Annotated in this window: 1 protein-coding gene; it reads right to left on the reverse strand. The window is 65.6% G+C overall.

All coding sequences use genetic code 11. The annotated features are described in order from the left end of the window. Nucleotides 1-62: 62 nt before the first annotated feature. Complete coding sequence (locus GNK13_RS06165) at nucleotides 63-17696, reverse strand: tandem-95 repeat protein (RefSeq protein WP_164101631.1); 17634 nt, start codon at nucleotides 17694-17696, stop codon at nucleotides 63-65. Nucleotides 17697-17830: the final 134 nt, after the last annotated feature.

Raw genomic sequence — 17830 nt, forward strand, 5'->3', positions numbered from 1 at the left:
CTGACCGCCACGGGTGGTATTTTCCCCCCATGGCGGTCGGTCGAGCTGTAAGGTCCATCGAATCAGTTCGAAAGCAGGTCGCTGTCGAGCTCGGACCAGAGATCCGAGAGAGCCGCGTCGGTCGATTCCGGATCGTGTCCAGAGCTCGAGCCGTCGCTGGCGAGCAACGCGTCGACCGCACCGGCCAGGCGGCCGTCGATGACGCTTAGCTCGGCGAACAGATCCCCGGACGGCGAGGCGTTCGCGCCGCTGGATTGCAGCTCGCCGGCCAGTTCGTCGCTCGGCCGCCGATCCTCGTCCGCGGTGCTGGCGACGAACCCGCTCTGCGGCAGGTTCCAAGTCCCGGCAGCGACCCAAGCGGTCGAAGTCCCGGTGCGGAGATCGACCGAGCTTTCTCCTTCCGCTTGCAGGCCCCCTTCCGCTTGCAGGCTTTCACCTTCGCTAGCGGCCGGGTTGCGGTTGAGGTGGTTGATCACCACCAACGCATCGAGCGGAGTCACCAAGCCGTCGCCGTTGACGTCGTAGTAGTCGGGCGGTGCGGGCAGATCGCGAACCGCCGGCGAGCCGTTCTGGCGATTCAGCAGGTTGATCACTCGCAGCGCGTCGATCGGCGAGACCGAACCGTCGGCATTGGTGTCGAGACGGTCGACCGGGTTTTGGTGCGTCGACCGGGTCATCGTGATGGTCACCTGGACCGGAACGCTTCGCCCGTCTTTGTCGATCAAGCGGTAGCTGAACGTGTCGGTTTCCCCGGCACTTTCGTTCCGCAGGTTCGTGTAGCTAAAGGTGCCGTCGGCATTGACGTCGACCGTCCCGTGCAGCGGATCCGAGACCGAGGCGACGTCGACGGTGAACGCGTCCCCGTCGGCTTCGCTGTCGTTCGCTAGCAGACCGTTCCGCGGATCGATGATCGCGAGCCGTCCCCGAACCGGAACGGTGTAGTGATCGGCACCACCGGTCGGCACGTCGGCCTGCGGGGCCACCGACAAGGTGAACGTTTCAAACACCTGGTACTGGCCGTCGGTCGCCCGGATCGTGATCTCGGTGCTCCCCGAGGCGTTCGGGACCAGGACGATGTTCATCCGCCCGTTCACGAACGTGATCTCTTCGACCAGGCTGCGGTCGAACGGATCGACCTGGCCAGCCGGAGTGACCACCGAGTAACCGAGCGGTCCGCCATCGGGATCCGAGAAGATCGTCGAGAGATCTTCCGAGATCACCGCGTCCTCGTTCACCATGAGCGGATCGAGCGTGCCGATCACTCGCGGTGCGTCGGGCGTATTGGTGACCGTCACCGGGATCGTCACCTGCGTCGGCAGGGATCCGCCGGGGTTGGTGGCGGTGATCGTCAGGTTCGTGTTTCCGTTTTGGAACGGCGGCAGGGTGAGTGTCAGCGTTCCGCCGGAGACGCTGCTCTGGACGAGCGAGCCGTTGCCCGAGATGACGCTGAAGCTGAGGGCATCGCCTTCTGGATCGGTGAACCAGGTGTTCAGGTCGATCGTGTAGGTCTTCGCCGTGTCCTTGCTCTCGATGTAGCTCAGCGCGTTCGGTCCGGCGTAGATCGCGGCGTCGTTGACCGCCGAGACGTTGATCGAGACCGTGCCGACCGCGGTGCGAGGATTGCTCCCGTCGCTGTCGACAATCTGGTACTCGAACGAATCGGTGCCGGCAAAATTGGCTCGCGGCGTGTAGATCAGCGAGTTGCCATCGCCCGAGAGGGTGACCGTGCCGCCGCGGAGTGTCGTCCGGGGGAACTGGCCGGGGACCAGCGAGATCGTCTGCCCTTCGGCGACTTCGTCCTGCGGACCCGGTGCATCGTTGGTCAAGATGCCGTTGCCGCCTCGCAGCGGGATCGTCACCGGGTTGTCTTCGACGCCGCTGTAGGTGTCCGCACCGGCCGAAGGCGGATCGTTCGCCGGAACGAACGAGATGACCACCGTTCCCGGCTGGGCCGCTTCTCGCGGAGTCAGCGCTCCGCCGGGGACGTCGACGACGCGGTAGACGAATTCGTCGGGCTCCGGACCGGTGTAGTTGGCCGGCGGCGTGTAGATCAGCTGGCCCGAGGAAGTGATCTCGAGCGAGCCGCCGCGGCGGGTCACGTTGGCCGTTCCGCCGTAGCCCGCCGAGAGGATCCGCAGCTCCTGGTCGCTCTCATTGGCCGGGCCTGGCGAGAAGCGTCCCTCAATCAAGTCGGCCGCGGTCAGCACGATCGGCTGGTCTTCGGCCAAGTCGTTGATCTGGAGGGTGAGCGGTCCGACGACGGTCGGAGCATCGTTGACCGCGTCGACGCTGATCGTCACCGTCACCGGATCGGCGTTGACCAATTCTTGGTCTTGCTCGCCCGCCGGTTTGGCGTCGGTGACGCGGAACTTGAAGACGAGGTCGCCGAAGAAGTCGGGCAACGGATTGAAGGTGAACCGTCCATCGGGATTGATCGTGATGTACCCGCCGATGGTTCCATCTCGCTCGCCGTTGGTCGTCACCGGGAACGTTCCGACGCCGAGGATGTACTCGTCGCTCGCCGGATCGCTCGGGGTGGCGTAGACCTCGATCACGTCCCCATCGGGATCGGTGATTCCAGCCAGCAACCCGTCGTCGACCATCGAAGGCGTGGTCGTGCCGTCGGCATCGAGCCCCACCAAGGTCAGGTCTTCGTTGACGTGGTACTCGAGGTTCGGGTTGTTGGGTACCGGCGGACGACCCGGGACGACCCGCACCGCGTAATCCTCGACTTCGCCGTCGATCGCAAGCCCCGACGGAGAGAGTCCGCCGGTGCTGCTGACGCGGAAGCGGGCGAAGGTATCGAGCGGGCCATTGGGGACTGGCGTGCTCGCCGGCACCGTCACGGCAAACGTCTGCGTGGGCTCCGAGCCATCGAAGAACACGTCTTTGAAGATTTGCTCGCCGGGATCGCTCCAGTCGCCGTCGCCATTGAAGTCGACCCAGCCGTCGACGAACCCGACGCCCGTCACCGTGACCGTCACTTCGGTCGTGATGTTGGGGTTGAACACGCCGAACGGATTGATTGCCGAATCGAAGCGAACACCGTCCTCGTCATCGCTGACGATGCGGACCGTAGCGCCGTCGACGACGACGTCGGCTGGTCGCAGGGGGCTGGCGAGGATCGCCTGGCGAACCGCTTCGGCGATCTGTGCGGGCGAATCGCCGGGAGCGATTTCGATCGCGTAGTTGTCCTCGTCGAAGATGCCATCGCTGTCGAGCTCGAGGGTCGCTTGATCGAGTCCGGTGCTGATCGTGATCGTGCCGCCGTCGGTCGGGAAGCTCGCGCCGACGCGGATCACCAGGTCGAGCGCGTCGCTGCCGGGGAGCGTTTCGCGGCTGACCGTGAACAGGCTGTCGTAGCTTCCCACGACTTCGATCGCCACGTCGTCGCCGTCGGCCACCGGGCCGGGGCGGCCGTTGGGATCGGCATCGACCAGCGAGCCGAGCCGCGGTCCGTTCGGCGTGACCACGTGCCGGGCTCCATCGTGATCGAATCGCGTCGGGTAGCGTCCGGGGATCGTGGTGACCGGATCGGGAGCATCGCCGAAGTCGAGTCCGACGGTCGGGAGCAGCAACGTGAACTGCGTCGAGCCGTCTTCGCGGTTCGCCTTGAGCGGATTGCCTTCGAGGTCGCGGATTGCCGGGAGGAAGAAGTTCTCCATCGCCGCGTTGACCGAGACCGCGTTCTCCAGGAACAGGGTATCGCCACCGCGATCGCCAGCGGTCAGCGAGCTGACGAAACCGCCACCTCGAGAATTGACGCTGTTGATCGCCTCGATCAACGCCAGCTTCATGTCCTCGGCGGTGAACGAGGGGGTCGGGACGAAGTGGACCGGAACCGCCCCGCCGGGAGCGCCCGAGAGGCTCAGCGTCGAAGCGGCGGTCAGATCGATCTGCGTTTGCGGCGAATCGGTCAACCGCACTTGGCCTTCGCCGACGTGCGTGGCATTGAGCCCGAAGCTGCCGGCCCGGACGCGAATCGCGTCGGCCAGCGCCTCGGCGATCTGATCGGTCGTCCCGTTGGCCGGGAACAGCACCGGCGTGGCTCCGGCTTGCACACCGCCGCCAGCGTTGGCTTCCTCGAACTCGAAGACGAACGTTTGCCCGCCGTGGGTGATGCGAACCGTTTCTCCGTCGCCGACGATTCCGCGACGGGTGGTCAGCGACGTACCGGTCAGATCGACCGCTGTGACGGGGATATCGCCGAGCGAAACTTCGCCGGTCGGCAGCGGGGCGGCGACGACTCCCAGCGTCGAGCCGTTGATCGCCGTGGCGATCTTCGACGCCAGCACGCTGGGGGAATCAAAGAAGTTGTAGGTGATCCGGGTGGCCCCGTTGGCCGGTGCCGGAGTGTTCTCGAGGTTGAACATGAACAGCTCGGTAGCGCCCGTGCTGTCGGCAACCGTGAAGGTGGTGTTGTCCCCGATACCGCTGCCACCATTGACCGGAGTCCGCAGGTACAGAGGTCCGCGGACGCCAATCGTCGAACTCGGAGTGACGCCGGGAGTGCTGATGATCGAGAGCTCGTCGGCGCCGGCGAGCGTCAACTCGCCGGTAGCGTCGGCACCGAGTGAAATCAGTCCGCTTCCCGGAGCCGTCGGGTTCAGCCCGAGCGGAGTCGCGGTGCGGATCGCCGCGGCGATTCGAGCGGCGATTTCGTCAGCGCTGTCGGTCCGGCTGAACGCGATCGGTGTGTTGCCCGTCGCGACGCCATCATCGCCACCGGCTTCGTCGGCCCGGTTCAGCTCGAACGTCCACGGCGTGCCGTCGGCGGCTGTGAGCGTGATCGTTCCCGCGTCGTCGAGCGTGCGGGCGTAGCTGACCGCAGCCAGTTGGCCCCGGGTGACCGTGGCCGTGCCCGATTCGGGCAGTCCCAGGTACAGCAGTTCGTCGGACACCTTGGACGCCCGAACGCGAAGCTCGGTCGCGTCGAGCGCGGTCGCCAGAGCCTGGACCACTTCGGCCGGATCGGTGCGCCCCGAGATGCTGACCGGTTGGCGGCCGCTGGCGACGCTTCCATTGGTATCGAACTCGAAGGTCACGGTTTGCCAGCCGTCGTCGATCACGAACGTATCGCCATCGGCGATGCCGCCGGGAGCCGCCCCGAGGGTGGGCACTCGCAGGGCCAGGGTTCGAGCCGACTGGAGCAGACCGCTGCCCGAGGCGTCGACCAGGCCACCCGCTTCCATCCCGATCCGCAGGTCCCCCGAGACCGGGTCGCGGAGCAGGCTCACCGTGGAAACCGAACCGACGTTTTCGATCGTCGTGGAGAAGGTCCCGTCGTCGATCTTGGCCTGGATCGCCGCTTCGAGCGAGTCGAGCAGTTGCTCGGCCGAATCGCCGAGGGAGAACAGCACCGGCAGGTTGCCCGGGACGATATTGCCCGCTTCGGTCGTGTATTCGAACGTCCGCTGGCGGAACCCGTCGTGGATCACCACGCGGTCCCCGTCGGCGATCCCGCCGGCTCCGGTCAGCGCCGCCGGCGCGGCCAGCGAGATGACTTCGGGCACTTCGATTTGATAACCGGCTTCGAACTCGAACGTCACCCGACCGCCATCGCTGTCGACGACCGTGAACTGCTCGCCGTCGGAGACCTGTTGGCTCTCGGGCGCAGTGGCGATGAAGCGATCGCGGTTGTTCAGCGCGATCTCGTACACCGACTCCGATCGCCAGATGCCGGCGAGCGGCCGGAGCGTGATCAGGTTCTTGGTCTCGTCGTAGCTGAAGGTGTAATCGACCCCTTCGATCAACAACTTGCCGTCTTCGAACAGCGTCAGCACGCCGCCCACGCGATCGTTCGCGGCGGTCTGCGGGACCAGCACGCTGCTGTCGTCGATGCCCGTCCCGAGGAACGGATCGGAGGCATCGCCCGCGTCGCGAAGCAGAATCCGGAACTCGTTGTAGATGCCCCCGGCCAGCTGCACGAAGCTGACGGCCGGGTCGAGGTCGAGGTTGCTCGAATCGTTGTCGAGCGGGGCGTCGAGGATCGCGATCGGACCGACAAAGTCAGCCCGGTCAAAAGCACCCCGGTCCTTGAAGATGTTCGAACCAAGACCGCTCGGCGTCGAAACCTGCGGATCGTCCGCACGCAGCTGGCCGGTCAAATCGCGGTTCGGCGAGAGCAGCGGCGAAACCGCCAGCCCGATCGACTGCTTGAGCGAAGCGAAGTCATTCCGCTCGGCGAGCGAGTCGACCGACGAGTCGATCACGATCGAGCCCGCCGCCGGATAGAACTGGTTGCCCGCCGGGTTGACCAGCAGCGTCGTGCCGTTGCCGACATCGAAGTTGAAGTCGTCGCTGCCGCCGTTGACGTTGCTCGGCCCAACCGCGGCGTCGGTCGTGATCCCCGCGTCGCGTCCTCGTTCGAAGATGATCCGCTGGCGGAACAGCATGTTCTCGGTTTCGGTGTACTGGAACACCGAGCCGACGACGATCACTTCACCCTTCTTCGGATGGAGATCAACAATGCCGCGGGAGTTTGGATCCCCAAACCCGTCTATGCGGGTCTCTTCGTTCACCACCGCCGCTTGGGTGTTGATGATGATGTTGTTCAGCAGCGTGGGGCTCGCGCCCTGGCTGGCCAACACGCCGATCTCAGGCAGCAACTGGTCGGTGTTCATGCCCGGCCGCGGATCGCGTCCGAGGCCTGCTGCCGCCGCTTGCGGGCTGATCGTGACGTTCGCGGCATTTTTGATCAGCACGTACAGCTCGCTGGTCCCATCGCCAGCGGTGGTCGTGCCTGCGAAGCCGCTCGAGCCGACCTGCGCGGTGCGGTCGTGACCGAAGCCGCGTTGCAGGTCCTCGATGTTCCCGAAGGTAAAGATGTGATACCGGTTGAGCCCCGGACCGTCGAAGACTTGCAGTCCGTTGTCATAGCCGCTGATCCCGCCGAGGGCGGTCGCCTCGACGCGGGTGATCGGACCGTTGACGCCGAAGGGACCGTTGTTGAGCTCGTGGTTCGGCAACGGCAGCGGGCTGGTGCCGGGACCGTTAATCGCGCCGGCGATCGCCCGCATGATGTCGGGAACGACGAACGAGCCGCCCGGGCCGTAATCGCGGATCGGGATCGGCACGGCACCGGGCGTGGTCGGTGCACCGCCGCCGGTGAATTCGAACACGACTTCGTTGGCGGTTTGGCCGGGCAGATCGGCGATCTGCTCGATCGTGAAGGTCGTTCCGATCAGCGAGGTGCCGGTCGGGTCGAGGCTGAAGACGAACTGCCGCGGAGCGAGCACGCGCATCGCCAGCTCGTATTCGCCGGTTCCTCCTACGCCGCTGGTCCGCTGGGCCAAGCTCAGCGGATCGAACGACTCGTTGCCCGCGCTGCTGACCGAGACGAAATAGGTGTCGGTCTCGGTCGCGGTGAAGTCGATGTAGGGGTCCTGGTTCGACGGTCCACCGGCGACCGGCGGCACGTCGTCGTCCGAGAGGGCGGCGTGGCTGGCCGTGACCCACTGACCGTTCTGGAGGAAGGCCTGGACCGCACCTCGGCTGTTGAACAGCCGCAGCGTCGTGTCGGGACCGTCCGGGAGCGTATCGATGTCGATCTGCACGCGATCGCCCACGGTCAGCTCGAAGCGGTACAGGTCGACGTCGGTCGTCGGGTCGGAAGCTCCGCTGTCGCCGATATTGGCGATCGTGACGTAGCCGTTCTCGTCGTGCGAGCGGCCTTGGCGGGTGTCGACGGCCGTCTCGAGCGTGTCATTCGACTCGTCGGTCCCTTGTCCCGGGTACAGCGACGCAGTGCCGTCGGCGCCGTAGATCGTGTTGTTGACGATCCGGGCGAACGGCTGCGGAGCGTCGGCCACCGGAATTTGCCGGGTGAAGAACGGTCCGGACGAGCCCCCCTTGGCGAACACACCGGTGAAGTCGATGTGCGTCGCCCCTTGGATAAAGATCGCCGAGGTCGGGAAGTCCTGTTCCTGGCTGTACGACTGCTCGCGAGCCAGATCGCGACGGAAGTACGACGGGCCCTGATGCACCTCGACCAGCGGGATCAAGTCGTTGGTCACCAGGATGCTGCCCAGGATCGCGTCGTAGATCGCGTTCATCACCTCCTGGCGACTCGAGGCGTAGTTGCGGAACGGCGTCGGGCCGTTCGGGTTGTAGAGCGCGCCGCCACCCTTGCGGTAGTAGACCGGCACGTGCCCATCGGTGAACCCGTCGCCGCCGACTTGACCGGAGCCGAGCTCGTTGGTCGGGTCGCCGCCGATGTCCTCGAATTCGAAGACCACGCGGGTTCCCGCGGCGTCGATGGCAAACGTCACACCATCGGCGATCAGAGAGCCGAAGGCGGGGCTGCCGTCGATGTCGTAGTCATCCTCGATAATGGCCGCATCGACGATCGAGTTGGAGTCGATCGTGAACGGTTGCATTTCGCCTTCGATATGGATGCCGACGTAGCCGGCTTGGTCGATCACGTTGTTGCGGATCACCGGACCGGCGGCGAGTCCGCCTTCGACGCTGTCGTTGGCTGCTGGCAGATTGCGCACCGCTCCCGGCGAGTTCGAGAACATCGGGATCGGGTTGACCCACGGATTGTCCAAGATGCTCGAGCCGGGCAGGGAGCGCTGGTCTTCCGGATCGATCATCCGGTCGCCCGACTCGCTCCAAATGCCGTACACCCGAGCGTCGCTGATCCGCGTGTTTTCGATGATCACCATCGACTGGGCCCGGGCGAGGTTCGAATCGCCGAAGCCCTGGTGGATGATGGCCGGCAGCGACAGCCGCAGGCTCTCCCCGCCGCCGCCCGTGGTCTCCGCCGGCGGCGCGGTCGCCACCGATCCGGAGCGGATGAAGAGGGCCGAGTCGAACTCGTCGGCAGTCGAATCGCCGACGACGATCCGCAGCCGATACGTCTCGCCGGGCAGCAGCGGCGAGCCGCCGCCGGCGAGGTTCTCGGTCGAGAAGGTCAGCGGAACGGTGAACCCGTCCATCCCGATCTGACGCAGCAGATCCCCGCCCCGCGATAGATCGTTGTCGACGTACAGGTGGGACCGCGTGCTGGAGTTGATCGTCTGGCTGTTGACCGCCGTGCCTCCGGGGAGGACCGCCAACTGGCTCACCGTCGGAGTCGGGCTGTCGGGATTGGCGATCAAGTAGACCGCCACCTCGTCGAAGCCGGCAGGCGTGTCGCCGCGATACTCTTCGGAGGCGAAGACCGCTTCCAAATACAGGTGCTGGGCGGTCGTGCCGGCCAGTTGGAAATCGAACTCGGTGGCACTCGAGTCGACACTCGCCAACTGCGGGTCGGCCATGCCGCTCGCGGTGCCCGAGGTCCGGCCGCTGCGGTTGGGGCCTTCGAGCGTATCGAGTTGGCCGTTGGTGACCACGATTCCGTCGGACAGTCCGAGGTTCGATTGGCCACCGCTGAAGCGACCGACCTGGCCGACCGGATCGATCACCGGAGTGCCGACCAGCGACAGTCCCCCGCCGAGCAACTCGCCAGCGACGTCGGCGTTGGAGAGCGGAGTGGCGTCGATCTGGAGATTCGAGACGCTGATCTCGGCGAAGTCGCCCGTGACCGCGCCGACCAAATCGATGCGGTTGTCGCTCAGGGCGGTGGTGTCATTGCCGTCGGCTCCGGCCGCGTCGATCTTCAGCGAGCCCTGCACCGAGGGATGGTTGATCGCGTTGCGAATCGCGGTCGCGACTTGGGCTGCGGTGTCGGTGGCGGCGAACGGGATGCGGATCCGGCCGAGCGTCACGCCCGACGCGCTGCCCGCCCGGTCGAACTCGAACGTGACCGATTTCGCTCCGTCGCTGAGCGTGAAGAAGTTGCCATCGCTCAGCTCGCGCCCGCTGGGAGCGAGCAGGGTCACCGCTTCGGTGTGGCGATCGTTGGTGTCGAAGCTGGAGACCAAGTCCAGCACGCCGTTGGTGCCCGTTTGGAAGTACTCGGTGCCCTCACGAATTTCGACCTGGTACTCGCCGCTGCTGATCGCCCCGGCCGTGCCGATGGTGTAGGAATCGTCACCCGGCGTGGCATTGGTGACGATCTCTCCACGCTCGGCGAACCCGACGATGAAGTCGTCCAAGAACAGATCGCCGCCGCCACCGGTACCCGGAGTGTAATCGAATCGCAGCTGGATTCCGGTATGGCCGGCAAACGCATCGAGCGCGATCCGGGCCTGATAGAAACGACCGTTGCGGATCAGATTGACGCCGCTGTTCCCGGTGCTGGCGATGACGGTGCCGCTCGGGTTCTGATCGCTGACGGCCGTGACCCGAACGGAGTCGGCGGAATCTTCGATCAGATAGTTGAAGTACGCGTAGGGCTTATCCTCGGCCGAGTAGCCCGCCAGGCTAAACCCGTTCGAGAGCAGCGATCCGCTGCCGGAGGAGCCGTTGAACTTGAGGCTTTGGTTGCTCGGCGAACCGCCGCCGAAGGCCGGGTGGCCTTCGAGCGAGACGTGCAGCGTGTACTGCCCGGCCTGGATGACCGCATCGTCGTCGAAAGTGAAGGGGGTTCCGCCGGCGAACTGGGCATCATCGTAATCGGCCGACTCCTGGACGACGGCGATGTAGTAGTCACCCGGATTGGCGACGACCACATCGAGGAACGGATCGTTGATCGTCGCGCTGCCGCCGGCACCGCTGAACGTCGAGGAGATCGAGCTCTGGGCGACGATCGTCCCGTCGGCCTCGAGCAGGAACAGCTTGGTGTTCAGCCCCGAGGTCCCGTCGATGTCGACGATCAGCCGTTCGCCACCGACCGGCACGTTCAGCTCGTAGACGTCGGCCGCGTCGGTGAGCAACCCGTTGACGGTCGTATGGGGAATCGTCAGCGACGTGTTGCTGAAGGTGTCGCCGATGTTGCCGTCGTAGAACATCGTCCACTGAGGAGATGTGTCCAGGCTGTCGGAGGCGTTGCGGTTGTTGTTCGGTTCCGATTCTTGCCGCGTGAAGTTGCCCAGGTCGACCCCGCCGCGGCTGCCGTCAAAGACGCGGCTCGCGCCGTGCCCTGCGTCGGTTGCCCGCTCGTTGGTGACGCTCCAGCCCGGCGGCAGCGAATCGCGAGAGAACATCTGGGGGACGACCGGCGGGGTCGCCACGTAGCTCGGCTGCGACTCGACCGTGTCGTCGATGATCCGCGTCACCGAGTTGATCGGTTCGAGACGGACCTGCGGGTTGTTGGCAATCTGGTTGGGAACGGCCGAGCCGTTGCTGATCCCGACGTAGTAGTACCCCTCGGGGAGCGCGACCGGTCCGAGGAACGGGTCGCCCGACTCGTAGCTGCCCCGGGCGAGGATTTCCGAAGCGAGCGACGTCAGCGGGCTCGGGCGGTCTTCGGCGATGTTGCTGTCGCGGCCGAACAGCACCAGTTGGGGCTGCGCCGGACGGGTCGGACCATCGGGATCGTAGTACACCGCGATGTTCGTGTCGGGCCGGCTCAAGCCGTCGGCGTAATCGACGTCGAACACAGCGCTTTGATGCAGCAGCCCGGTCGAGCTGCGGATGTTGTTGTGATCGACCACCATCTCGTAGAAGTCGATGTCCGACTGGTGGGCCAGCGCTCCGCCGATGCTGATCGTGTTGCGGCTGGTCTCGAGCAGATTGCCGACGTACTGCGCTCGCCGGCCCGGGGCGCTCGGATCCGAAGTGATGCTGCCGTTGTTCGAGGCCGTCTGGTCCTGTCCCTCGTTCTCTTGGAATTCGCCGATCAGCGGCGACGTCCCGGGCAGACCCCGCAGATGAACGCCGTGATTGGCGTAGCGAATATCGGCGTACAGCACCGAGCTGCCAGCGAACTCTTGCTCTTCCTGGATCCGCACCTGGGCGCGGTAGCCGCCGGAGGTCACCCCACCGGCCGCATCGGTGGGATTCACCGAGCCGCTGCGGATGCGGAAGTGGTAGACGCTGCGGGTGCCGCTGACGCCCGGCAGAGCCACACGCATCCCGGCGTCCCGCGGATTGGTCGACTCGAAGTCGCGGTACAAACCGCCGCTGCCGATGTCGTGGAACTGGGCCGGGCCGTTGGCCAGCGGACCGACGCGTCCGTCGACCAGCGAGGACTGCACGCCGATGCCATTGGGCGAGGCGACTTCGGCAAAGCTGTTGTCGCTCGTTGCGAGCACGTTGCCCGAAGCGTCGAGCAGCTCGAGCACCGTATCGAGCGAGAAGGTGGTCCGGTCGATGTCGATCCAGACGTCGGTTCCGGCGATCCCAGTGAAGGCATAGGTATCGACGTCGGTCGGTTCGCTGAGGTGCCCTTCGATAGCGAATCCGAGCCGCAAGTTTTCATCGCTCTGGTAGATCGAACCGGCCAAGTCGCCGAGGACTTGCGCGGTCAGCGCCGTGCCGTTGGGGCCGGGGGCGACCTGGTTGGGCGACTCGAGTTCGAGCACCGTCGCGACGTTGCGGTCGTTGCTCCACTGGTCGAGCAGCACGCTTCGCCAATCGCCAGCCGTCGGCCGCGTGCGGTAGCGGTCGTTGTTGGTGTCGGTTTGCTGCGAGCCGTCGGGGCGGCGACCGGCGCCGACCGTGTCGTCGTAGAGGCTGGTCATGATCACCGGGTAGCCGGGCTGGCCGATGATCTGCACCGTGCCGCCGATCCGGTCGCTGACGTCGCCCTGGGTTCCGGTGGCGGTGATCCCGGTGCCCCAGTCTCTGTGGTAGGGGCTGCTGTCGCCGACGAGCTTGACCACCAGCGATTCGTCCGGACGGCTGCGGAGGCGGAGCCCACCGGAGCTGTGGAAGTTCCCCACGGTGATCGTGTCGTAGAGCACGTGGACGATGTCGGTATCGTCCCACATGCTCTCGGTCGTCAGCGTCGCCCCGCGGATCTCCATGCCGTTGAGGCCGTTGTTCTCCAGCAGGTTGCGGCGGACGAGCGGACCGCGGTTGTCGTCGAGGCCCACCAGGCGACCGAGGCTGCCGCTCTGCCGCCCCTTGTCGGTCATGTAATCGCCGTCGAGTGAGTTGGCGTCGATGTCGATGACGCTGCCGCCGTTGTCGATGAACGTGTTGCCGACCAGGATCGGATCGGCCCCGCGGACGAAGACCGTCGCCGGCGTGTTGGCCAAGCGGCCAAACCGCCCGGTGGGGCCCTGCCCGCCCTGGCCGTTGGCGTTCGATTCAAACGAGCTGTTGGTGACCCGCGCGGTCGCCTGATGCAGCTCCAGCGGGTTGAAGGCTTTGACCGTTCCTTCGATCCGCGTCAGACCCCCACCGAATGCGATCACGCTGTGGTCGAGGCTGACGTGGGCTCCCGGAGCAGCGTAGATCCCGCCCCAGTCCCCGGGTTGCGGAGCATTGTTGCCGGTGACCGTGCCGACGTCGTTGTTGGTGTCGAACGTTCCGCCGGTGCCGTAGCGATCGTCGAGCTTACTGGTGAAGACGACTTCCTGGCCGGCCACACCTTCGGCGAGCAACTGCGTGCCGATCCCCAATTCGATGCGGGCTCCTTCGAGCTTGAGGACCGCACCGGGATCGATGATCAGGCTCGCATCGGAGCGTCCGCGGACGCCGTTGCGGGTCAGGTCGAGTTTGCCCTCGGTCGTGCTTCCCGAATCGAAGAAACCGGTGTCGGTCGAGTTCAGGTCGGCGACCAGCCGGTACTCGCTGGTGGCCGGATCCAAGCGGTACAGCCGGCGGAAAACGTAGTTCTCGGGAGTCGGGGGGAGCCCCTCGATCATCACCGCGCCGTTGTTGTTGGCGACCGTGACCGAAGCCGAAGCGTCGCTCGGCAAGCTCTCGAAACCGTCCGCATCGACGAACGTCATCCGATAATCGTAAGTCCCGGCCGCCAGCGTTCCGCCGCCGGAGGAGACGGCGGTGGTGATCAGATCGACCGTGGGTGCCACACCGTCGGCGATCGGCCCGCCGGGGGTCCCGGCCAGGACCAAGTTCTCGCTGAGCGCGTGGACGATGTCGATGTCGTCAAAGCGTCCGGGAACGGTCAGCTGCCGCGGCGCCGCCCCGGGGCGTGTCTCGATGCGGATGAAGAGCGCGTTGAGGCTGTTGTCGACCAGCTGGTTGTGGTGGATATCCGGTCCGACGCGGTCGTAGTCGGCGGTGAACGCACCGGCCTGCTGGAATCGAGGGGCGGCGTAGGAGGTTTCTTCAAAACTGTTCGGCGCGGCACTCATCGCCGCGTCGGCGCTCTTGGTGATCCGGTTGAACGTGACCGTCGGCCGCATGTCGACGATCTGGATCGGATTGACGATCTGCTGGACCGCGTCGATCAGAATGTTGCCGCCACCGCCGTAGCGAATGTCGGCGTGGTTGACGTACTGCAGGAAGATCCCCTGATCCTCCAGATCGGCGCGTCCTTCGGCTTGGTCCAGATCGCGGCGGTAGACCAAGCCACCCCAGTTGCCCGCAGCCGGGGCTTGGCTGTTCTCGGGCGTCGGCTGAGCGATGGTCTTGTCGCGCGAGCTGGTGAAGACCACGTCACCGGAAATCGCCTCGCCGTTCCGCATCACCAGATCGCCGGCGGCGTCGACCAATCGCGGCGTGCCGAGCACCTGCAGGGCTCCCCCGCTGCGGTCGACCAGCAGCGTCGAGCTGCCCACGCCGATCCGCGACGAGCGGAGTTTGAAGACCGCACCGGCATCGACCATCACGGTCACGCCGCCGGGGACTTCCATCGTCGAACCGTCCTCGAGGATCCCGGACGACTCGGCAAAACCGATTTTGTAGGCGAAGTTGTCGAGCTGCGTTTCCAGCTTCTGGTCTTGGCCGCCGTTGCCGACGATCCGCACGATGTCCCCCGGCATGGCCGCATCGAAAGCGTTGGGGACGCTCGGATTGCTGATGTTATTGAACGGACGGGCCGCGGAGCCATCGGCGTTGGGACCGGCGGTCTTGTCGACGAAGATGGTCCGCCCGTAGATCTCGGCGCCGCGGAAATTGCTGCTGACGTCGATCGACCGCTCGCCGGTGAACGAGAGCGTTGCCGGATTGCTCGGGTCGCTCGAGAGCTGGACGCCGGTCGAGGCGGACTGGGCGTTCACAGCCGTGCGGAGTTTGAGCGCCAGGGCGGCCGGCGTGTCGCTGGCCAAGTAGGAGACGGGCGTCGCTCCGGCAATCGTGGTTCCGCCGCTGCCGACCTGCGTGAACTGGTAAGTCCGCACCGCACCGGTGGCGCCGGTGATCGTGATCGCTTGTCCGTGGCTGAGCACGTTCCCGCTGGCGTTGAAGTGCAGCTGCCGATGTTCGGGGCGGGCCTGGAACCAGAAGTTGAATTCGCCCCCCGGGACGCCATCGCCGTCGCCATCGATGGGAGTTCCCGGCAGCCCGGCGCGGGGCGCGTCGCGGTCGCGAAGGACGTTGACTTTGTCGACCTGCGGCTCGAACTTCAGCTGCAGCTCGTAAGCCCCTTCGGTGCGCCCGCCGAATCCGGTGCCACTGATCGTGGGGTCGTACTGGGCGTTGCCGGAGGCGGCGACGCCGATGTAGTAGGTGCCGCTGGTGAGACTGGCTCGCAGCAACGAGTCTTCGCTGAAGTAGTCATCGTTGCGGGCGAGTTCCTCGGTGCCGCCACCGGAGAGCAGGAGCGGCGTGTAGCTCAGATCGCCGACGTTGATGTTCGTCGCGCCGTCGCCAAACACGATCTCGGCGGTCACGATCGGAGTCGAGAGCGAATTGACCGCGTCGACCAGTTGCTGGGCCGTGACGGCCTGGCCGCGCGGCAAATCGATGCGGATCCCGTTCACGCCGCTTTCGACGACCTTGACCGCGTTGTCGCTGCCGCTGCGGTCGGTGCGGATGAAGTCGATTCGCGTGCGGTTGCCGAGACGCCCTTCGGCGGTCGCCTGGAAGCGAACGGTCAGCGTCTCCGAGGCGTTCAAATTGGTTTCGATCGCCGCTTTGACTTCGCGGAACAACCGCAGGTCGGTGTCGAGCAGACTGCTGTCGCTGAGCCGTTCGGCAAACGTCTCGGCCGTCAGATCGCCGACCGTCGTGTCATCCCCCAGATCGACCGTGAACCGATACATGTCGATGTCGACGCTGTCTGCGCGGTGCAGATGCTGGCCGTGCAGGATGTCGTAGGCGCCCGGGAAAATCGGTTCGAGCGGTCGCGAGTTCGGTTGGGTGAAGTCCGCGTTGAGGTTCTGGTTGATCGGGCCGTTGATGAACGAAGTCGAAAGCGCCATCAACGTCGAGATCGGCAAATCGCCGGTGTACTCCAGCCCCAGCAGCGTGCCGACGCCGGTCATCACGGTGCGGAAGAAGTTTTCACCGTAGGCGTCGGCCCACTGCTGCTGGCTGCTGAGCACCATCAGCGAATCGGCGAAGGTCGGATCGACCCGGACGGCGGTTGCCAAACTCGGAAGCCGAACCGTTCCGTCCCCGGTGACCTCGTTGGGATTGCCGACGGCGAACGTCACTCCCTGATCGGTCGTCTCGGTGAACTGAACGCCGAGGTAGTTGCTCCAGAGCGAAAGCGCCTCGCGGACCCGTTGCTGCATCCGCCCGGTGATCGCGTTGACCAGCGGAACGCCATTCGAGGAGGTCGTATAGAACTGCTGGAAGTTATAGGAGATCGTCGTGACGCCGGCCGTCACGTCGGCGCCGAACAGGCTGTTGACATGCTGCTCGAAGCTGTTGCCGACCGACTCATCCAGCTCGCGGTGACCCGGGTCGCTGTTGCCACCGGGCAGCTCGACGAGGTACTGCTGCGAGCCGGCTTCGATCCGCCCGCTGATCACGAGGTTGCTCAGCGTGGAGCCGTCGCCGAGCAGACCGACATCGTAGGCGCTGCCAAACGTGTCGCCCGGTTCGGCACCGCTGGGATTGATGCGGTTCGGCTGGATGATCAGCTCGGCGCGGTCATCGATCGCCGTCCCGATCCGCAACCGGAAGGTGCCGCCCCCGGCCTGGAGCGTGGTGCCCGACGCGTCGAGTGCCAGCTTGTCGATATCGTCGGCGAAGGTCAGCGTCGCGGTGTGCGTCGTCGCGTCGTACTCGACCGATTCGGGCAGGACGAAGTAGTCGTCGGTCGTGCGGACCGATTCCTGGGTGTGCAGCAGTTGGTAGAACCGCGGGTTGTCCGCCGACCGCGCGGTCGGATTGCCCGACGCGTCGTGTTCGACGAACAGTTCGTCTTCGTTGAAGTAGACGACGATTTGATCGCGACGCTGCTGGAGTGAGCCATCGGACAACCGCACGACCGGCTGCGGCACGACCGCCTCGACCAGCGCTCCGAGCCGCAGATCGAACTCGATCGATTCCTTGCGGGATGCGGCGTCGCGGGGCTGCAGCAACAGCCCGGGCGAACCATCGGCGGCCGTGTTGCGAAGCCCGACGATGCCTTGGTTCGCATCGTCGTAGCCAAACACTTCGATCCGGTACCGGTCGTCGGGCAGCGCGTCGGCAAATCGCACCAGGACTTCGTTACCCGCCGGAGAACCGACCGAGATCGTTCCCGGCTCGACCGCCACGTCGTCGCCGGTGTCGAACACGCCGTCGTTACCGGCCCGGGTGATCTGGATCGCGTCGAGCGTCCCCGGATGGATCTGCTGTCCCTGATCGAAGCGGAACGTCAGGACCCGCGGGGCGATATTGCGGGTGACGCCGTCTTCGATCAGCGCGCCGTCGTTCGGTTGGATTCCGATCAACTGGGGACCGGCGGCGAGGAGTTGTCGTTGCTCGAGCGTTTCCACCAACGAGCGACGGAGCCGCTGACGGCTCTCCTGACGCGAATCAGACGATTGGGAAGCGAATGGGCGACGTTTACGCGTTGCCATGAAGCCAACCTTCGAAGACGTGAATTCGCGGCCAGCCGAGGCTGACGGCAGAGTTGTGAGAACAGGGAGAGGGGCGCGAGGGGGTGCCTGCGAATCGCCGCCGAGGAGCACGCGGAACGGTCGCGAAAAAGAGC

It is taken from the genome of Candidatus Laterigemmans baculatus (assembly GCF_010367455.1).
Classification (GTDB): Bacteria; Planctomycetota; Planctomycetia; order Pirellulales; family Pirellulaceae; genus Laterigemmans; species Laterigemmans baculatus.